The organism is Candidatus Poriferisodalis sp. (assembly GCF_965237655.1).
GTDB lineage: Bacteria > Actinomycetota > Acidimicrobiia > Acidimicrobiales > Poriferisodalaceae > Poriferisodalis.
The window spans coordinates 1,961,884-1,981,839 of the sequence record NZ_CBDEGB010000002.1 but is presented as its reverse complement, the minus strand read 5'-3'; the positions used below and the strand labels follow the sequence as shown (position 1 = coordinate 1,981,839).

Genomic DNA, 19,956 nt, shown 5'->3' with positions numbered 1-19,956 from the left:
TCACGAAGCCTGGGCCGGAGCACCCGACCAGCGCAGCAACGCCGAGGCAGAGGTCATGCCGGCCCCGAATCCGACCAGCAGTACGTGGTCGCCCTTGCTGATTCGTCCGCCGCGCACTGCGTCATCGAGCGCCAGGGGGATCGACGCTGACGAGGTGTTGCCGGTGCGTTCGATGACCATCGCAGCCTTCTCAAAGGGAATGCCCAGCCGCTTGCAGGCGGTCTCGACGATTCGGACGTTTGCCTGGTGCGGAACAACCACGTCGATCTCGTCGGGCGTCAGTCCGGCCTGCTTCATCGACTGGCGTGCCGACTCCTCCATCACGAGCACGGCCTTCTTGAAGACCGCCTGGCCGGCCATCTGGATGTAGCCGTCGTGCTCGCAGTAGAGATGATCCTCCATGGTGCCGTCGCTGGAGACATGCCAGCCGAGGAGATCGGAGCCCTCTTCGCTGCGCTCGAGCACTGCGGCTCCAGAACCGTCGGCGAAGAGAATGCAGGTGGCCCGGTCAGTCCAGTCGGTGATTCGGGAGAGCACCTCAGCACCGATGACCAGCACACGCTCGTGACCCATGGCAATCATGCCGTGACCCGCAACCAGCGAGTACACGAAGCCCGAGCACGCGGCGTTGACGTCCATTGCGCCGCAGTCGAGACCGAGGGCTTCCTGCACTCTCGACGACGAAGCGGGAACGCAGCGGTCCGGTGTGGTGGTAGCGAGTATGAGCATGTCGATGCCGGAAGGGTCGACGCCGGCGACCTCCATCGCCGCTGCCCCCGCTCGTGCCGCCAACCCTGCGGTGGTGCCGCCGATGTTTCGTTGTTTGATGCCGGTGCGCTCGATGATCCACTCACTGGAAGTGTCGACCATCTCTGCCAGGTCGTCGTTGGTCATGACGCGCTCTCCGAGCGCCGTGCCGATGCCGACGATGCGCGCGCTCGAGGCGCTACCCGCAGTGAGCGTCATCTGTGGCCTCTCCTTCAGGTGCCGTCTGCCGTTCGCAGCCACGCGACGGGTTGCCGTGCGGTGACTCGTTCACCTTCGACGGCCATGATCCCCATGACAGTACCCGCAAATGCAGAGCGCACTTCCTCTCCGGCCACGTGCCCGATCACATCGCCCACCCTGATCTGCTGGCCGTCGCGCACGCCAGCGCCAAGAGTGAAGATCCCCGCGCACGGGCTCACGATCAGTCGCTCGGTGACGTAGAGGTTCTCGCCCCCCATAACCGTGGGCGCAGAAGGGGCATCGTTCGCCAGCTCTTCCATGAAGGCGTCGATCTCGGCGGGGGCACTGACCGACAGCACGCTCGCACCCTTGTGCGTGCGCTTGGTCATGCCGGTGAGCACCTTGCCGGGGCCGAGTTCCACGAATGTCGTGACTCCTAAATCGGCCAACGCATGGAGGCTGGCCCGCCACAGCACTGGGCTCGTGAGCTGCTGGGCCAGCACCGTGCGCCACTCGTCGGCATCCGAACGCGGGCGCGCATCGACGTTGGCCACGACCGGCACGCTCGGAGCGCGGATCTCGACCTCTGCCAGCGCTTTGCGCAGCCGGTCTCGGGCGGGCTGCATGAACGGTGTGTGGAATGCGCCGCCGACGGGCAGCTGCATGAGGCGCTTCGCCCCCGACGATTTCGCTTCGTCGCCAGCGACGGCGACGGCGTCAGGAGAGCCTGCGATGACGACTTGTCCCGGAGCGTTGTAGTTCGCGACCCAGACGTCGCCCGGGGTGGCCTCGCACGCCTCCGCCACCAGGTTGTCGTCGAGACCGAGCACCGCCGCCATCGTTCCTTCCTGCTCATCGGCGGCAACCTGCATGGCCTCGCCGCGTTCGGCGACGAGTCGCACGGCATCGTCATAGGCCAAGGCGCCGGTCGCGGTCAGCGCGCTGTACTCGCCGAGCGAGTGCCCTGCGGCGAACGACAAGGTCGCACCGGTGCGCTCGACTGCATCGAGCACGACCATCGACAGCACGAAGGTGGAGAGCTGCGAATTGCGGGTATGGCGCAGCTCGTCGGCGTCGGCCTCGCATAACAGCGCCGCGACGTCGCGTCCGCAGGCGTCAGATGATTCTTCGACTAGCTCCCACGACTCGTGCGAAGTCCAGGGCTCACCCATGCCGGGCTGCTGAGAGCCCTGACCCGGAAATGTGAATGCGAGCACTCGGCCTCCTCGGGAACGCCGGTGCAGCGAGACGGGCGCGTGCCCGGGCAACGACGCGGTGAACATTCATCGGGGTTCAGCGCAAAGGGTAGGTGGCGATCCGGCGCAAGGGCGACCGCGTCGCTGAGTACGCTGGGCAACCCGTAGCCCGGGTGGTGAAACGGCAGACACGGGGGACTCAAAATCCTCTGCCCTCGCGGGCGTGCGGGTTCGAATCCCGCCCCGGGCACCCGAGAAAAAACAGCGGGTACATCTCGCGCGCATCTCTAGGGTGCGCTGCGAGACGGTGCCGGTTCACCCGAGCGGTGTCTGCCAAGTCCGGCGCCGTCTCACCAGTGCGCGCATTCCAAGCCTATGCGAGCCCAAGAGCCCCCTTCGGCAGGATTTTCGGGGAGGCCGCCGAGGCGCAGCGGTAGGCTGACCGATCCGCAGCAGCCCGGCAGGTCCTGTCCCGCCGGTGCGACCTTCTTCCGCCAGGGGAGCGCGAGTGTCCAAGCGAGTCGTGATCGCAGAGGACGAGGCCATCATCCGGCTCGATCTGCGCGAGATGCTCGAAGACGAGGGTTACGTGGTCGTGGCGGAGACGGGTCGAGGTGACGAGGCAGTGGAATTGGCCCGCCTGCATCAGCCCGAGGTGTGCATCTTCGACATCCAGATGCCCGGGCGCGACGGCCTGGACGCAGCGCGGGAGGTGGCGGGCGACCGCACCTCCGCTGTGCTCATCCTTACTGCGTTCAGCAAGCGCGACCTCATCTCCGAAGCCCGAGACGCCGGCGTGCTCTCATACCTGGTGAAGCCGTTTCAGCGTGAAGAGCTGGTCTCGGCCATCGAGGTGGCGTGGGGTCGCTTCACGGAAATGAGAGAGCTAGAAGACACGGTCGAGAGCCTCGAGGAGAAGCTGGAGACACGCAAAGCCGTGGAGCGTGCGAAGGGCTTGCTTATGGACGACTTCCAGCTTTCCGAGCGGGACGCGTTCGAGTTCATCCGGAGTACGGCGATGGCCAACCGCGCGAAGATGCGAGACATCGCTCAACAGGTCGTCGATGGACAGCTGACTCCTTAGAACCTGCCCATCTGAATCTGCCAGCCTGAGGCGACCGCCCCCGACACAGTTGGGAGAGTTCCGATGTCGAAGCTCCTGTTGCTCGACGGGAACTCCCTTACCTACCGGGCTTTTTTCGCTGTTCCTGAGGACATGGCCACCCGCTCGGGACAGCCCACCGGCGCCGTCTTCGGGTTCACGTCCATGCTCATCAACCTGGTACGGGATCACCGTCCCGACGCCATAGCGGTGTGCTTCGACCGTCGCGAGCCGACGTTCCGCCACATCGCGGAGCCGCAGTACAAGGCGCACCGCGATGAAACCCCCTCGACGCTCATCGACCAGATGGGTCTGGTGCGGCAGGTTCTCGAGTCGCTCAACATCTCGGCCGTTGACTGCTCGGGCTTCGAAGCCGACGACCTGCTGGCCACCCTGGCGTTTGAGGCCGAACAACGCGGCGACGATGTGCTGATCGTCAGCGGGGACCGCGATGTGTACCAACTCGTGCACGATCCCAGGATCCGGGTGCTGTACAACCGGCGTGGCGTCACTGACTATGCGCTCTACGACGAAGCGGGTATCGCAGAGCGCACCGGTGTCACCCCGGACCTCTACGTGCAGTACGCCGCGCTTCGTGGCGATCCGTCGGACAACTTGCCAGGAGTGCCTGGGGTCGGAGAGAAGACTGCCGCCAAGCTCCTCAACAAATACGGCAACGTCGAGGAGTTGCTGGCCGCGGCCGCGCAGCAGACCCCGAAGCTGGCCGAGAATCTTGCGGCGCACAGCGATGTCGTGCGGCGCAACATCGACCTCATGACCTTGCGGATGGATGCGCCGATCAAAGTGACATCAGCTGATCTCCGCTGGGACAGCTTCGATGCCGAGCTCGCAGCGCGCACGTTCGAGTTCTTGGAGTTCGGCAGCCTGCACACCCGGCTCCGGGACGCCCTGGTCGGCACTCCGCTGGACGGTCTGCTGGCACCGGACACGAGTTCGCCCGACACTGCTCGGCTTGCGGACGCGCAGTTGCTGCCGATCGCCTCGAGCGCCGATGCCACAGCGCTGCTGAGCGAGCTGGCCCAACAAGACGGACCTGTCGCGCTCGGGTTCGCCATCGAGGGTGATGGCACGTTGGGTGTGCTTGCGGTCGCCATCGACCCCTCGCAGGGGACCGTGCTCGCTCTCGGTTCCGAGCATCTCGTACTGCCGGACGTTGCCCGGGCAGTAGCGCATCTGGTCGGGAGCGATGGACCAGGCGTCCACGTTCACCAGGCGAAGTCGCTGATGCGCGCACTCGCACGCCTTGCGGACGATCTCGATGCCGGAGCGACGCTCGCGGGGCTCGCCGTGGACACCGCGATCGCCGCCTACCTCATCCAGCCATCCGAGGGACGCGACGAGCTGGGCACGCTCCTCGCTCGACATTGCGGCACCGAGTTCGGCGACGGGGACACCCAGGGCCAGTTGGGCTTCGACGATCTCGACGCCGGCGGGCCATCTGGGGGCGCGGTGGCTGGTCGCGACGCACTCGCCGTGGCGATGCTGGCGCCGATGCTCGACCGGCAACTCGCAGACCTGGGAATGTCCGACCTGTATCAGGACATCGAGCGTCCGCTCATCTCAGTCCTGGCTCGCATGGAGACCGTCGGGATCGGCGTCGACCGCGGCGAGCTGGAGTCGTTGCGTGATCATCTCACCGGCGAAGTGCTCGCGCTGGAAGCCGAGGTGCGACAGCTGGCCGGCCGAGACGATCTCAACGTCAATTCGCCCAAGCAGCTGGCCGAGGTTCTCTTTGAGGACCTAGGGCTGACGCCGCAGCGCAAGACGAAGACCGGGTATTCCACGAGCGCAGCAGCGCTGGAGTCGCTGCGGGCGGAGCACCTGATCGTGGACCGACTGCTGGCTTTCCGGGAAGTGGAGAAGCTGCGATCCACCTATGGCGTCAGCTTGCTCGAGTGCGTCGCCCCGGATGATCGCATCCACGCCACGTTCAACCAGACGGTCGCTCGCACCGGCAGGCTCAGTTCCGAAGACCCGAATCTGCACAACATCCCGGTGCGGACCGAACAGGGCCGGTTGTTCCGGCGTGCTTTCGTGCCTGCCGATGGATTCGAGCTTCTCATCGCCGACTACAACCAGATCGAGCTGCGCGTGATTGCCCACCTGTCCGGCGACCCGGGTCTCGTGGGAGCCTTTGAGGCAGGACAAGACATCCACAGCGCAACGGCCGCCTCGCTGTTCGGCATCGGCGCGGGCGATGTCAACCCGAAGCAGAGGTCGGTGGCGAAGATGGTGAGCTACGGGCTGGCCTACGGGATGGAGGCGTACGGCCTCTCCCAGCGCCTCGGCGTGCCCACGGACGAGGCGGCAGGAATACTGAACGCGTACTTCGAAGCGTTCCCGAAGGTGCGCTCGTTCATGGACGGGGTGGTGAAGCAGAGTCGTGATCGGGGCTACACCGAGACGGCCTTCGGACGTCGCCGCCCGCTTCCCGAGTTGAGCTCTCGCAACTTCCGTGTACGCCAGGCTGCTGAGCGTCAGGCAATGAATGCTCCGATCCAAGGACTCGCCGCGGACATCTTCAAGGTCGCGCTGGTCCGGCTTGATGCGGCCTTGGGGGACCTTTCTGCAGCGAGCCGGTTGGTGCTCCAGGTGCACGACGAAGTAATTCTCGAAGTGCACCCCGTCGAGGCCGCCGAAGTGACCGAGCTGACGGTTGAGACAATGCGGGATGCCGCCGATCTGGCGGTTCCGCTGGAAGTCCACATCGCGATGGGCTCCACCTGGGCAGACGCCAAGGGCTGAACAGCACCAAACCGGTAGCCTTCCCGTGCGCTGTGTGCGGCTCGCTCGGCCGCCTGCGCCCGTATTGCCGACCTGAGCATTCCCTCCGTGACCGACGCACTTGCCCCCGCTCCCGAACTCGAAGATTCTGCCGAGGCCCCACCGGAGGGGCCGGGCGGTGACGGTGCAAGCGACGAAGGGGCCAACGGTGCTTCGAAGAGCGACTTCGGCACCTTTACCGATGCAGGCGAGTACGTGCCGCGCACCGTCACTCTCGACGACTTGGTTGACATCTCCTTCGAGGACGCCGTCGCGCAGACCATCGTCGAGTTCGACGACGGCGACATCGTGGCCGGCACCGTCGTGCGTGTCGACCGCGATGAGGTGCTGCTGGATATCGGCTTCAAGTCCGAGGGCGTCATCCCGTCACGGGAGCTGTCCATCCGACACGACATCGACCCGTCCGAGGTCGTCGATGTCGGCGACCAGATCGAAGCGCTCGTCCTCCAGAAGGAAGACCCCGACGGCCGCTTGGTGCTGTCCAAGAAGCGGGCTCAGTACGAGCGAGCGTGGGGCCGCATCGAGGAAATCCGCGAGTCCAACGGTGTTGTCAAGGGTCCTGTTATTGAAGTCGTGAAGGGCGGACTGATTGTCGACATCGGCTTGCGGGGTTTCCTGCCAGCGTCGCTGGTCGAGCTCCGGAGAGTCCGCGATCTGGCCCCCTATGTGGGCCGCGAACTCGAAGCGAAGATCATCGAGCTCGACAAGAACCGCAACAACGTGGTGCTCAGCCGGCGCGCCTGGCTCGAAGAGAGCCTCAAGGAGGAGCGAGAGGGCTTCCTGCGCGACCTCAAGCGCGGCGAGCGACGCACCGGCCGGGTCTCTTCGGTGGTCAGCTTCGGCGCATTCGTGGACCTCGGCGGCATGGACGGCCTCATCCACGTGTCTGAGCTGTCGTGGAAGCACGTCGATCACCCGAGCTCGGTCGTCAGCATCGGCGACGAGGTGACGGTGGAGGTGCTCGAGATCGACCGCGACCGCGAGCGCATTTCGCTCTCGCTCAAGGCGACACAGCAGGACCCCTGGGAAGCCTTTGCCGGCAGCCACCGGGTGGAAGAGTTGGTCTACGGCCGCGTCACGAAGCTGGTGCCCTTCGGCGCATTCGTGCAGGTCGGCGACGGCATCGAGGGCCTGGTGCACATCTCCGAGATGTCCGCGCACCACGTCGAGCTTCCTGAGCAGGTCGTCACCCCCGGCGAGGAGCTGTGGGTGAAGATCATCGATCTGGACCTGCAGCGCCGGCGCATCAGCCTGTCGATCAAGCAAGCGGCTGAGGGTGGCGTGGTTGCGGAGGAATACCGCGAAGCGTTCGGCGATCATGCCTACGACGAGGAAGGCAACTTCATCGGCGAGTTCAGCTATGAGACGCCGGCCGCAGGCGAGGAATCAGAAGCCGAGCGGGCGTGGCGCGAGTACTACGAGGAGCATGGCGAAGAGGCCTATCGCCAGGCCCTCGCGCACTATGAGAATCAGGGTCCCGACGGTGAGCCCGCCGCGGCCGCCCCTGAGGGTGACGGCTAGCCCGTCCGCTCCCCTGCGAACGCGGTCTGATGATCGCAGTCGGGCTGACCGGTGGCATCGGCAGCGGCAAGAGCACTGTCGCGACAGGGTTTGTGCTGCGCGGGGCTGGGCTCATCGATGCAGATGCAATTGTCCGCGGGCAGCAAGATCCCGGGGGCGAGGTCTTCGCTGAGATGGTGGCGCGCTTCGGAGACGACATCGTGGCTCCCGATGGCACGCTGGACCGCGGCACAGTCGCGTCAATCGTGTTCTCTGACCCTGACGCGCTCGCTGATCTGAATGCGATCACTCATCCGCCGGTCGGTCGTGAGATTCGTCGCCGGCTCGGCGAGCTGGAGGGGACGGACCAGATGGTCGTGCTCGACATCCCTCTGCTCGGAGAGGGATTGGCGAAGGGGCAACGGCCCCGCTATCACACGAGCGGGATCCTGGTCGTGGACACACCGACCGACGTCGCTGTCGAGCGTCTCGTGAGCTCTCGGGGGTTCTCTGCCGACGACGCACGTGCGCGCATCGCCGCGCAATTGCCTCGGGAAGAGCGCCTCGCCATCGCCGACTGGGTCATCGACAACTCAGGTGATCTAGCTGAGCTGGAGACCGCAATCGACGCGGCCTTCGCATGGGCGAGCGCACTGCCGCACAGCGAACCTGCGGCCTGAAGCGCTCGACGAGGGCCGTCCCCGGTCGGCCAGGCCCTCGCGTCAACTCAGTAGGCGAGCGGTGTTCCGCAGTGCGGACAGCTGGGTTCCGGCGACCGCGTGTCGTATTGCGACGGCTTGACGAGCAGGAAGCAGCCCTCGCAGAGGATCTCGTCTTCCTGCTTGGAGGACGAACGCGAGCCGGTGACGATGCCGATCTCGTCGTCCTCGTCGTCCTCGTCGTCGTCTTCGGACGCGAGTCGTTCCTTGAGGATCTCTCCGAGGTCGGCTTCAAGTTCCTCGTCGTCCTCGTCGTCGTCTTCGTCCTCGGTCGGGCGCACACCATCGGGCACCTCGCGGCTCGACTTCGAGTCCTTTTCGTCAGGGGTCGTCTCATCGACATCCAAGTTGTCGACGTCGTCGGCCAGGTCATCGTCGGGATCCCCGACCCCCAGCTCTTCGGCCTCGAGATCCTCCTCCATCGGCTCGATGTCGTCGTCGAGCATGACGTCGTCGATCGAGGCGTCGTCGAGCGCGTCTTCGGGTGGCGCAGGGGCGTCGGATTCGTCGCGGCTCATGGGCGGTCTCGTGCGGTGGTGAGGTCGAGTTTCATTAGGTCGGTAGTCAGCGCGGCAGGATAACCACACCGGCTGGCCGCAGGGGGCCACCACGGCGCGGGTCGCCGCAACAGTGTCCCCCTTCGGACGCGCTGGCGCTGGCGGGATGGCGACGCGTCCCGGCCCTAGCCTCGGAATCATGGCATCGGTTTCGACGGCCCCGACACACGGGGATCCTGGATGGGACGAGACCGGTCAAACCCGTCCCTGGTTGCCGAAGCCAACCGCCGCTTATCCGTTCCGGGTCGAGGCGGGCTTCGAGCCCGCCGGAGACCAGCCGCGCGCGGTGGCAGAGTTGGCAGACGGCGTCAGCCGCGGGGACCGGTTCCAGACGCTGTTGGGCATCACCGGCTCGGGCAAGAGCGCCACGATCGCGTGGACAATCGAACGCACGCAGCGTCCGACGCTGGTGCTCGCTCCGAACAAGTCCTTGGCGGCGCAGCTTGCGAACGAGTTCCGTGAATTCTTCCCCGACAATCGTGTGGAGTACTTCGTCTCCTACTACGACTACTACCAGCCTGAGGCCTACATGCCGGCCTCGGACACCTACATCGAGAAAGACTCCAGCGTCAACGACGAGATCGACCGCCTGCGCCACTCGGCCACGGCGGCGCTGCTGACCCGTCGGGACGTCATCGTGGTGGCATCGGTTTCGGCCATTTACGGGCTCGGCGCGCCCTCCGAATACCTGCGCCAGATGCTGTACCTGCGTGTGGGCGAGGTGGTCGAACAGCGTGCAGTGCTGCGTCGTCTGGTCGACATGCAGTACGAGCGCAACGACATGAACCTTGTTCGAGGCCGGTTCCGGGTGCGCGGCGACACGCTCGAAATCCATCCCGCCTACGAGGAGTTCCTGGTGCGGGTGGAGCTGTTTGGCGACGAGATCGACCGCATCAGCCGAATCGACCCGCTGACCGGTGAGCGTCTGGGTGAACTCGAAGAGGTCACCGTGTTCCCTGCGTCGCACTACGTCACCGGGGAGGACAAGCTGCGGGTCGCGATCGGCAAGATCGAAGCCGAGCTCGCAGAGCAATTGCAGTTCTTCGAGAAGAACAACCAGCTGCTCGAGGCACAGCGTCTGCGCATGCGCACCGAGTACGACCTCGAGATGATGGGCGAGCTGGGCTATTGCAACGGTGTCGAGAACTACTCGATGCACCTGGACGGGCGGACCTACGACGAGCCGCCGTACACATTGCTGGATTTCTTCCCCGATGACTTCTTGATGGTCATCGATGAGAGTCATGTCGCGGTGCCCCAGCTGCACGGGCAGTTCGCCGGTGACCGGAAGCGCAAGGACACCCTGGTCGAACATGGCTTCCGGCTTCCCTCGGCGCGGGACAATCGGCCGTTGCGCTTCGACGAGGTGATGGATCGGCTGAACCAGGTCGTTTTCTTGTCGGCCACGCCCGGGGACTATGAGCTGCGGACGAGCTCCCAGGTGGTCGAACAGATCGTCCGGCCCACCGGCTTGGTCGACCCCGAGATTGTCGTGCGTCCGACCAAGGGCCAGATCGACGACCTGATGGGCGAGATCGAGCGGGTCACAGCGCAGAGCCAGCGGGTGCTCGTGACCACGCTCACAAAGAAGATGGCGGAAGATCTCACCGATTACTTGCTGGAGTTGGGTGTGAGGGTTCGCTACCTGCACAGCGAGATCGACACCATCGAGCGGATCGAGATTCTCCGGGACCTGCGGCTTGGGCAATTCGATGTGCTGGTGGGCATCAACCTGCTGCGAGAGGGCCTCGACCTGCCCGAGGTGAGCCTGGTGGCAATTCTCGACGCCGACAAGGAAGGCTTTCTGCGCAGCGAGACGTCGCTCATCCAGACCATCGGCCGAGCCGCACGCAACGTCGACGGGCAGGTCGTGATGTACGCCGACCAGTTCACTCCCTCAATGCAGCGTGCCGTGTCCGAGACCAATCGCCGCCGCGGTCTGCAGCAGGCGTACAACGCCGAGCACGGCATCGATCCGCAGACCATTCGCAAAGCCGTCACCGACATCCTGGAGGTGTTGCGGGGCCCTGCCCAGACCGCTCCTGTGCCCGAGAAGTTGGCGTCAGGGCGCGTCAACGCCGAGCGGATGCGAGCCGCCTACGGCGACCTCCCGCCCGACGATCTCACCCGCCTCGTCGCCTCGCTGGAGGAGGAGATGGCCGAGGCGGCCGCCGAACTCCGATTCGAGTACGCAGCCCGCCTGCGCGACGAGCTACGCGAACTCCGCCGAGACCTCAGAGACGCCAGCGCCTAGATGACGACGACTGAGCGCAATACCTCGCCGCGCTCCATCTTCTCGAAAGCCTCCTCGACCCCCTCGATGCCGATCGTCTCGCTGACAAACCGATCGAGCGGCAGCCGATCTTGCAGGTGCAGGTCGATGAGCATTGGGAAGTCCCGGCTCGGCAGGCAGTCGCCATACCACGAGCTCTTCAGTGATCCGCCTCGGCCGAAGACCTCGATCATCGGCAGTTCGATCTTCATGGTGGGATTCGGCACGCCGACCAGCACAACGGTCCCCGCCAGGTCGCGGGCATAGAAGGCCTGCTCGTAGGTCTGGGGCAGTCCGATTGCCTCGATGGCAACATCCACGCCGTTGCCCTCGGTCAACTCTCGGATTGCTTCGACGACTTCGTCGTTGCTCATGCCCCCCGAGTTGATGGTGTGGGTGGCACCGAACTCGCTGGCCCATTCCAGCTTTCGGTCGTCGATGTCGATGCCGATGATCGTGTGCGCTCCGGCGAGCCGTGCACCGCAGATGGCTGCGTCGCCGACGCCACCGCAGCCGAATACGGCCACGCTGTCGCCTCGACCGACGCCGCCGGTGTTCATCGCTGCGCCCAAGCCGGCCATCACCCCGCAGCCGATGAGCCCGGCCACCTCGGGCGGGGCGGCAGGGTCCACCTTGGTGGCCTGTCCTGCTGCCACCAGGGTCTTCTCAGCGAATGCTCCAATGCCCAGCGCCGGCGAGAGTTCGACGCCGTCGAGCGTCATCTTCTGCGATGCGTTGTGCGTTGCGAAGCAGTACCACGGGCGGCCCCGTTCGCACGACCGGCAGTTGCCGCAGACCGCTCGCCAATTGAGGACCACGAAATCGCCGACGGCGACGCTTGTGACACCGTCACCCACCTCCGAGATGACGCCTGCCGCCTCGTGCCCGAGCAAGAACGGGAACTCGTCATTGATGGCGCCCTCGCGGTAGTGCAGGTCTGTGTGGCACACACCGCACGCCTGCACGTCGACGATCACTTCGCCAGGTCCGGGGTCGGGAACCGTGATGGTCTCGACACTGACCGGTTCGCCTACAGCCTTCGCCACGACTCCTCGTACTTCGTATGGCATGACCGCTCCCAGTTCGTTCTCGGGTGGTTGTCTTGGATGGTTGTCTCGGGTGTTTGGCGTCAGGTTTCCGGCCGCGCCTCGTAGGCCCCGGCACCCTGCACACGTTGGCGATCGCGACCCTAGTTCTGCCGATTGAGGCAACGTTCAAGGCGTTGGCGTGGCGCCCGACGAACTTCTGTTTGTGTCCGGGGAGACAACAGGGGGCACAGGTAGGATCGCACTGCATGGGTGAGCGACTGATCGTCCGCGGCGCGCGGGAGCACAACCTGCGCAACGTGGACGTCGAGTTGCCCCGCAACCGCATGATCGTCTTCACCGGATTGTCGGGCAGCGGAAAGTCGTCGCTCGCCTTCGACACCATCTACGCCGAGGGCCAGCGGCGCTATGTCGAGTCGCTGTCGGCCTACGCGCGACAGTTCCTTGGGCAGATGGACAAGCCCGACGTGGACTTCCTCGAGGGTCTCTCGCCGGCAATCTCCATCGATCAGAAGAGCGCCAGCCGCAACCCGCGTTCGACGGTGGGCACGATCACCGAGGTGTACGACTACCTGCGGCTGCTGTACGCCCGTATCGGCGTTCAGCATGATCCGCAGACGGGCGAGATCGTCGAGCGCCAGACAGCGCAGCAGATCGTGGACCGGATCATGGAGTTGGCCCCCGGCAGCCGTTTCGAGGTGCTTGCTCCGGTTGTGCGCGGGCGCAAGGGCGACTACCACACGCAGCTGGGCGACTTTGCACGGCAGGGCTACGCACGGGTACGGGTGGACGGCGGAGTGCTGGACCTTGGCAACGCCGACGAGATCGAGCGCCTGGACCGCTATGTCAACCACGACATCGAGGTCATCGTCGACAGGCTCGTGATGCGCAGCGAGATTGAGCAGCGCCTGACCGAGTCTGTGGAGGCTGCGCTGGGCCTAGCTGACGGTCACGTGTGGATCCACATGGTCCCGCCCCGAAACGGCGAAACAGCCGAATCGGAGATGCTGACCTTCAGCCAGCACTTGTACTCGCCGACCTCCGGCCGCTCGTTCGAGGAACTGGCGCCGCGCAATTTCTCGTTCAACTCCCCGTACGGCGCCTGTGACACGTGCGATGGCCTCGGCACTCGATATGAAGTCGATCCCGAGTTGGTCGTTCCGAACAACGAGCTGTCGGTTGCCGCCGGAGCGCTTGCCCCGTGGGCTGGCGCCACCGGCAAGTGGTTCATCCGGCTGCTCGAGGCGGTCGGCGAACAGCACAGCATCCCCCTTGACGTGCCGTGGTCCCAGCTCGAAGCGGGTCAGCGCAAGCTGCTGCTTGAAGGTGCACCGCCCGGCGAGCAGATCACAGTTCGCTATCGCAACCGGTATGGCCGTTCGCGCAGTTACACGACTCGCTACGAGGGCGTCATCCCGTTCCTGCGCCGCCGCCACGCCGATACCGAAAGCGATTGGTCGCGCAACCGCATCGAGGGTTATATGCGCGAGGTTCCATGCGGAACCTGCGATGGTGCACGACTCAACGAGGTGTCGCTGGCGGTACGCGTCGCCGGTCGCAACGTCTTCGAGCTGTGCTCAGCCTCCATCGGCGAAGCGGCGAAGATCATTGACGGCCTCGAACTCACCGATCGCCAGCGCATCATTGCGGCACCGATCGTCAAGGAGATCGACGCTCGGCTGAACTTTCTGCTGGATGTGGGCCTGGACTACCTCACGCTCAACCGTTCGGCGGCGACGCTGGCCGGCGGCGAGGCCCAGCGCATCCGACTGGCGAGTCAGATCGGCAGCGGACTCGAAGGCGTGCTCTACGTCCTGGACGAACCGTCCATCGGGCTGCACCAGCGTGACAATCGCCGCCTGATCGACACGCTGCTGCACCTGCGCGACCTCGGCAACACCGTGCTGGTCGTGGAGCACGATCTCGAGACAATCTCGGTCGCGGACTGGGTCGTCGACATCGGCCCCGGAGCCGGGGAACACGGGGGGCAGATCGTCTACAGCGGGCCGGTGGACGGCCTGAGCGGCGCGCCGGGCTCCGTGACGGGCGAGTACCTCTCAGGTGTCCGGGAGATCCCGATGCCGTCGCAGCGCCGCCCTCGCGGCGCCGACCGCTTGTTGGTGCGCGGCGCACGGGAACACAACCTGCTCAAGATCGACGTGGAGTTCCCGCTGGGTTGCTTCATCTGCGTGACCGGTGTGTCGGGTTCCGGCAAGAGCACACTGGTGAACGAGATCCTCTACAAGTCGCTGATGCAGCGGATCTACTCGTCCCGGCAGGTGCCCGGCTTGCATACCTCGATTGAAGGCGTCGAGGCTCTCGATAAGGTCATCGACATCGATCAGTCGCCGATCGGACGCACACCTCGGTCCAATCCCGCCACCTACACCGGCGTCTTCGACCACATCCGCAAGCTGTACGCCGCCACGAACGAGGCGAAGGTGCGGGGCTACCTGCCGGGCCGGTTCAGCTTCAACGTCAAGGGCGGCCGGTGCGAGGCCTGCTCGGGTGACGGGAACATCAAGATCGAGATGCACTTCCTGCCCGATGTGTACGTGTCGTGCGAGGTGTGCAAGGGCGCTCGCTACAACCGAGAGACGCTCGAGATCCGGTTCAAGGGCATGACGATTGCCGACGTGCTCAATATGCCGTGCGAGGACGCCCTCGAGTTCTTTTCGGCGCAGCCGCCGATCCGGCGTCACATGCAGACGATTGTCGACGTGGGCCTGGGCTACATCCGGTTGGGCCAGCCCGCAACGACGCTGTCGGGGGGCGAGGCTCAGCGGGTCAAGCTGGCCAGCGAGCTGTCAAAGCGTTCGACAGGCCACACCATCTACATCCTTGACGAGCCCACGACCGGTCTGCACTTCGAGGACATCCGACGGCTGCTGGGCGTGCTCGATCGGTTGGTCACCGGCGGAAACACCGTCGTGGTCATCGAGCACAACCTCGACGTCATCAAAACCGCCGACTGGATCATCGACATGGGACCCGAGGGAGGCATCGGCGGCGGCACCATCGTTGCCGCGGGAACCCCCGAACAGGTGGCGGCGACACCGGAATCTCATACCGGTCGGTATCTGGCGCCGCTGGTCGGCTGAACGAGTCATCGTGAGCGAAGGAGCGAGCAGATGAGACTGCCCGAGATCACCCCCGAAGAGCTGACCGGAGGCGGGCGCGAGGTGTACGAGGCCTTGCGCAGCGGTCCGCGCAGCTCGGCGACCGCCGATCTGTCTGTCAAGAGCATCGTGGGTCCCTACGGCGTCTGGGTGCGAGCCCCTGCCATCGGAGGACCGACCCAGGCACTGGGTGCCGCAGTCCGGTTCGCAGGCGGACTCCCCGAGACGGTCAAGGAAGCGGCGATATGCACAGTTGGAGCCCACTACCAGTCGAAGTTCGAATTCGCCGCACATGAGCGCTTGGCTCGGACAGCAGGCATCGAGCAGCGCCACCTCGATGCGCTTCGGGAAGGCAGGCCAGCAGAGTTCACCGGGCAAGAGGCCATCGCGCACCGGGTAGCGGCTGAATTGCTCGAGTCGCATCGCATGAGCGACGAGACCTACGCCGATGCCGTCGCCGAATTCGGCGCCGAGGGCGTCATCGAACTCGTGACGACGGTGGGCTACTACTGCTTGATCTCGCTGACGCTGAATGCCTTCGAGATCCCGCTGCCGCCCGAGTGGGAGGATCCCTTCGGGGACGAGACTTGATCGGTTCGCTCTGATCAGGTCGCCGCGGCGGCGTCCTCTGCTTCGGATCGCGTCACGGGCACGAGCGGCAGTTCCACGGTGAACTCGGTGTACTCGCCCGGCTCGCTGTCCACCGTGATCTGACCGCCGTGACCTCGCACGATGTCGTTTGACATCGCCAATCCCAGCCCCGTGCCTTCATTCGTGGGCTTGGTGGTGAAGAAGGGTTCAAAGATCCGCTGAGCAACATCGGGCGGGATGCCGGTGCCGTTGTCGCGTACGGAGATCACCGCCGACTCATCGGTTCGGCGGGTGCTGAGCCAGATGGTCGGGAAATAGGGCGTGTCGTCAGCGTCGCCAATCGAGACCATCTTGCCCGGATCGCCGCCGAGCTCCCGCCACCGCTGGTTCGCGGCATAGCCAGCGTTGGTGACCAAGTTGAGGAACACCCGGCCCATGTCCTGCGGAATGACCTGCAACTCGCCCACCTCGGGGTCGAAGTCCCGCTCAATGGTTACGTTGAAATCGGGATCCTGTGCCCGCGCGCTGTGGTACGAGAGCATGGCGTGCTCGTCGAGCAGCGCGTTGATCTCCACGGGGCGTGATTCGCCGCCGCCCCGTCCCATCATGAGCATGCTCTCTACGATGCGATTGGCCCGGTCGCCGTGTGAGCGGATGCGATTCAGGTTCTGCTTGAGGTCGCCCGTGATCTCGGTGATGTAGTCGGCGTGGTCGTCGGCCGGCTCCGGGTCGGCGATCGCCTCGAGCAGTTCTTCGAGAAGCTCGTCGGACGACTCGGCGAAGTTCTTCACGAAGTTCAGCGGGTTCCGGATTTCGTGGGCGACGCCAGCGGTCACCTCGCCGAGGGCTGCCAGCTTCTCGTTCGCCACGATCTGGTCCTGCGCACGGTCCAGGTCAGCGAGTGTCTGGGACAGCTGCTCGTTGCGTTCGCTCAGCTCGTTGGCCAGCTTCTCGACCAGGTTGAGCCGTTGCACCTCCAGCGCGTCTCGCCGGAACACTTCGAGAGCGTCGGCCATCTCGGCGACTTCGTCCCGGCCCCTGGTGTCGACGGGGGTTTCGAGGTCGCCGCCGGCCAGGGCCCTCATGCGGTTGGACAATTGGCCGACGCGCCGCAGGATCCGCTTGCCGACAAACAGCCAGCTGATTGCCAGCGCGCCGAGAACGCCGACGATGCTGATGACGATCAGCAGCAGGCGCCCAGTGCTCACGGCCTGTGCCGAGGCGTCAGTGGCCGAATCGACATCGGTCTGCACGGCACCGACGAGCGACTCGATCTCGCCCACCAAATCGACGCCCAATCCCTGATTCTGGGCCAGGAGCTGGCGCTGGGTCTCTTCGATCTGCAGGCGCCGCTCCATGACGTCGAAGACGCTGCCGTCGTCGAGTCCCAGGGCGAACAGGCGGTCAACCGCTGGTCGCAGTTCGGGGCCAGCGGCGTCGTCGAGCGTGGCGACGCTGATCTCAATGCGATCCCTCGCTGATTCGAAGCTTTCTCGCAGCGGCTCGATCAATGCCGACTGGGAGGCACTGAATGCGCTTGCCAGCAGCTCTGCCGACCGTGCGACGTCGCCGCCCAATGCGGACCAGTGGCGGTATAGCCGCACTTCCTCGTCGGACCTGTGGATGGCCTCGGACACGGGCGGTGTGTCCAGATCTCGTTGTCCGGCGACCAAGTAGAAGAGCTGGTCGTCGAGCGCCGGCACGATCTGGCGCTCGAGGTCTCGCACGGCCGCATCGGCCTCGAACCTGAGCTCGTCTGCCTGCTGCCCGAGCGTGAAGTACTCGGGCATCTCGGACTCGATGGCATCAATATTCGAACTGAGCTGCGCCGCGAATCCGCGCATCTCGCCGAGCCACATCGAGCCCGTGCCGCGCTGCCACAGCAAGTCCAGCTGCGTCTCGAACTCGCCTTGCGCAGCTGCGATCTCACCAACCACTGCCGAGAAGTCCTGAGGTGTCGAGGACGCCAGCCGCGGGCCGCCTGCCACGAGGCGGTTGCTGGACTCGGCAACGCCGAACGCTGCGCTCAGCTCTGGGATGGCTCCTCCGGTGACCTCTTTCTCGGCTTCACCGACACGGGTGAACGAGATCCAGGCGACGACGCTGGCGGCCAGCGTCAGCAACAGCGGGGCGGCGATACCCGCGTACATCTGGGTCGAGATCCGGTGGTGAATTGCGGGCTTGCGGTGTTCATGTATGTCGTTGTTGCCCCCAGATCCATCGCCGGATGTGGCGAGAGGCTGCGCGTCAACAGCAGACCCGTCGGTCTGGGAGGCCGCTTCAGGCTTGACGGCGGCGCCGTTGGGTGGCGGTGTCTCTTCGGTGGTCGCTGCGTCGGTCATTGATCTGTGCTCGTCAACGTGTCGAGGGAGCGGTAGAAACCGTCGGGGCCGATCTGAGTGACGAAGACGGCGTCGGAGCCCTGGTTGTCGTCGGTGATCGTCTCACCGTCGCCGAAGTTCATGGTGAAACCGTCAATGTCGAGTTCGTCGGCGCCCAAGATCGCGTTCAGGAAGCACTCGCGCGTCACCGAGCCATCGCATTGCTCCAATCCTGCGATCGCGAGCCTTCCTGCGATGTAGCCCTCGAGCGACACGAAGCCTGGTACCGCCCCGGGGTCCTCCTGACGCAAGGCGGCCTGATAGGCGGCCACGATCGGCGTGGATTCGTCGAACGGGAACGGCACGACTTGGGTGACGAGCACGCCCTCGCCGTCGGCACCGAGCTGGTTTGCGAGTGCATTCGCACCGACGAACGAGAGCGTGATGAAGACGGGGTCGAACCCGGTGTTTCGCGCCCAGGTGATGAGGGTGCCTACGGGTCCGTATGCGCCAACCATGATCACGGCCTCGGGATTGCCTGACCTCAAGTCCAGCAGAGCGGACTTGATGGCCGTGGTGTTTCTGGGATAAAAGCCGATCGCTACGGGCTCCATGTCACGCCGGTCCAAAGCGGCGAGCGCGCCGAAGTAACCAGCCCGACCGAACGAGTCGTCCTGGAAAAGCACCGCGATGCGTTCGATGCCTAGGTCCACCGTCAGCCGCTCCACCATCTCCTCGGTCTCCTGGGCGTAGGAGGCACGGAGGTTGATGATGTTCGTCCAGTCGTCGTTCCGCAGGAATCCGGCCCCAGTGAACGGCGCCACATACGGCACATCGGCCCCAGCAGCCACAGGCGTGGCTGAACGGGACGTCGGCGTCCCCACGGCGCCGATCAGGGCGAACACTCCGTTGTTTTCGATGAGCTCGCGTGTGTTGGCGATGGCTGCTTCGGGCTCGTAGGCGTCGTCGAGTGACACGAGTTCGAGGAGGCGCCCGTTCACGCCGCCGGCCCGGTTGGCCTCGTTGAACGCTGCCAGAATCCCGAGTTCCATTCCACGGCCGAGTGCTTCGGCAGGTCCGCTCAGCGCGGCCGATTGGCCGAACACCACCCGATCGTCGTACACACCGGTCTCGATGTTCAGCGTCTCTGGAACGGTTGGGCGAGCCAGCGTCGCAGTCACGTCGCCGGAACTCTCGCCGTCATCCGGGGTGCCTGGTTCCGATCCATTGCATGCGCCCAGCAGCGCGGCGGCGAAGATTGCAAGGACCGCCGCCGAGGCGCCGGCAGGCCGCCGCGATGACAGGCGCAGGCGCGGCGGCGCTCTGTCAGGCACCAGCCCGGGCGACCAGCGTCAGGTGGTTCTTGCCATCGGCATGCTTGTACGCGAGATCTTCTGCCATGGTGCGAACCAGGTGCAGGCCCAGCCCGCCGATCGACCGCTCCTGCAGGGGCAATTCGGTGTCGGGTGATGGCTCGTCGGTCAACGGATCGAACGCCGCGCCGTCGTCGACGATGGTGATCGTGACCGAGTTCACGCCACTCTCCAATGTGATCTCGATATCGCTGAGCCCGCTGGTGCGCCCGTGCGTGAGCGTGTTCAGGATGAGTTCCTCGAGGATGAGATTCGACCTCAAGACGAGATCCGGCGCCCAATCGTCCAGCTCGGCCATTTCCTCCACGAACGCGACGATTCGTGGAAGCGCCTCGGCCGCCGCAGCGCCCGGCACGGGGGTGATGTTCAACGAACGTCGCATGAGTAATGCTCGGTGGTGGCGGCTC

Annotated in this window: 14 protein-coding genes and 1 tRNA gene; 8 read left to right on the top strand and 7 right to left on the bottom strand. The window is 65.2% G+C overall.

What is annotated here, in order from left to right; translation table 11 throughout:
- Together ACPXYO_RS17335 and fabD are read right to left on the bottom strand one after the other, a co-directional pair.
- Positions 1-966, bottom strand: coding sequence for a beta-ketoacyl-ACP synthase III (locus ACPXYO_RS17335; RefSeq protein ID WP_423923203.1), 966 nt, complete (start codon positions 964-966; stop codon positions 1-3).
- Positions 967-980: 14 nt separating this feature from the next.
- Complete coding sequence (gene fabD / locus ACPXYO_RS17330) at positions 981-2,231, bottom strand: ACP S-malonyltransferase (RefSeq protein WP_423923201.1); 1,251 nt, start codon at positions 2,229-2,231, stop codon at positions 981-983.
- 80 nt (positions 2,232-2,311) lie between these two features.
- On the opposite strand from fabD, the gene ACPXYO_RS17325 reads away from it, so the two are divergent.
- From ACPXYO_RS17325 to coaE, 5 genes are all read left to right on the top strand, one after another.
- Positions 2,312-2,394: transfer RNA gene (locus ACPXYO_RS17325), tRNA-Leu, on the top strand.
- Between the two features lie 258 nt (positions 2,395-2,652).
- Entirely contained in the window at positions 2,653-3,228 is a 576-nt protein-coding gene (locus ACPXYO_RS17320) for an ANTAR domain-containing response regulator (RefSeq protein ID WP_423923199.1), read from the top strand.
- A 63-nt stretch (positions 3,229-3,291) separates the two neighbouring features.
- Complete coding sequence (gene polA / locus ACPXYO_RS17315; RefSeq protein WP_423923197.1) at positions 3,292-6,012, top strand: DNA polymerase I; 2,721 nt, start codon at positions 3,292-3,294, stop codon at positions 6,010-6,012.
- Between the two features lie 234 nt (positions 6,013-6,246).
- Positions 6,247-7,572: a 30S ribosomal protein S1 gene (gene rpsA / locus ACPXYO_RS17310; protein ID WP_423923915.1), complete on the top strand. Its 1,326-nt coding sequence runs from the start codon at positions 6,247-6,249 to the stop codon at positions 7,570-7,572.
- A 29-nt stretch (positions 7,573-7,601) separates the two neighbouring features.
- Positions 7,602-8,231 carry a dephospho-CoA kinase gene (gene coaE / locus ACPXYO_RS17305; protein WP_423923195.1) on the top strand — a complete coding sequence of 210 codons (630 nt, stop codon included), beginning with the start codon at positions 7,602-7,604 and terminating at the stop codon, positions 8,229-8,231.
- A 47-nt stretch (positions 8,232-8,278) separates the two neighbouring features.
- Here coaE and ACPXYO_RS17300 read toward each other — a convergent pair whose 3' ends face one another.
- Complete coding sequence (locus tag ACPXYO_RS17300) at positions 8,279-8,788, bottom strand: hypothetical protein (RefSeq protein WP_423923193.1); 510 nt, start codon at positions 8,786-8,788, stop codon at positions 8,279-8,281.
- A 178-nt stretch (positions 8,789-8,966) separates the two neighbouring features.
- Between ACPXYO_RS17300 and uvrB the strand changes: the two genes are divergently transcribed.
- Complete coding sequence (uvrB, locus tag ACPXYO_RS17295; protein ID WP_423923191.1) at positions 8,967-11,081, top strand: excinuclease ABC subunit UvrB; 2,115 nt, start codon at positions 8,967-8,969, stop codon at positions 11,079-11,081.
- Here the strand turns inward: uvrB and ACPXYO_RS17290 are convergent.
- Positions 11,078-12,169 carry an S-(hydroxymethyl)mycothiol dehydrogenase gene (locus tag ACPXYO_RS17290; RefSeq protein WP_423923189.1) on the bottom strand — a complete coding sequence of 364 codons (1,092 nt, stop codon included), beginning with the start codon at positions 12,167-12,169 and terminating at the stop codon, positions 11,078-11,080. The genes uvrB and ACPXYO_RS17290 overlap by 4 nt on opposite strands.
- A 224-nt stretch (positions 12,170-12,393) precedes the next feature.
- On the opposite strand from ACPXYO_RS17290, the gene uvrA reads away from it, so the two are divergent.
- Positions 12,394-15,246, top strand: a complete 2,853-nt coding sequence (uvrA, locus tag ACPXYO_RS17285; RefSeq protein ID WP_423923187.1) for an excinuclease ABC subunit UvrA — start codon at positions 12,394-12,396, stop codon at positions 15,244-15,246.
- A gap of 30 nt (positions 15,247-15,276) precedes the next feature.
- On the top strand, positions 15,277-15,855 hold the full coding sequence (locus ACPXYO_RS17280; RefSeq protein WP_423923185.1) for a carboxymuconolactone decarboxylase family protein: 579 nt from the start codon (positions 15,277-15,279) through the stop codon (positions 15,853-15,855).
- 14 nt (positions 15,856-15,869) lie between these two features.
- Here the strand turns inward: ACPXYO_RS17280 and ACPXYO_RS17275 are convergent, their stop codons facing one another.
- The 3 genes from ACPXYO_RS17275 to ACPXYO_RS17265 are packed head-to-tail and all read right to left on the bottom strand — an operon-like array spanning position 15,870 to position 19,931.
- Positions 15,870-18,197: a sensor histidine kinase gene (locus ACPXYO_RS17275; RefSeq protein WP_423923183.1), complete on the bottom strand. Its 2,328-nt coding sequence runs from the start codon at positions 18,195-18,197 to the stop codon at positions 15,870-15,872.
- Positions 18,194-19,510 carry an ABC transporter substrate-binding protein gene (locus ACPXYO_RS17270; protein WP_423923181.1) on the bottom strand — a complete coding sequence of 439 codons (1,317 nt, stop codon included), beginning with the start codon at positions 19,508-19,510 and terminating at the stop codon, positions 18,194-18,196. Before ACPXYO_RS17270 ends, ACPXYO_RS17275 begins: the two co-directional genes overlap by 4 nt.
- Positions 19,503-19,931, bottom strand: coding sequence for an ATP-binding protein (locus tag ACPXYO_RS17265; protein WP_423923179.1), 429 nt, complete (start codon positions 19,929-19,931; stop codon positions 19,503-19,505). Before ACPXYO_RS17265 ends, ACPXYO_RS17270 begins: the two co-directional genes overlap by 8 nt.
- Positions 19,932-19,956 lie beyond the last annotated feature (25 nt).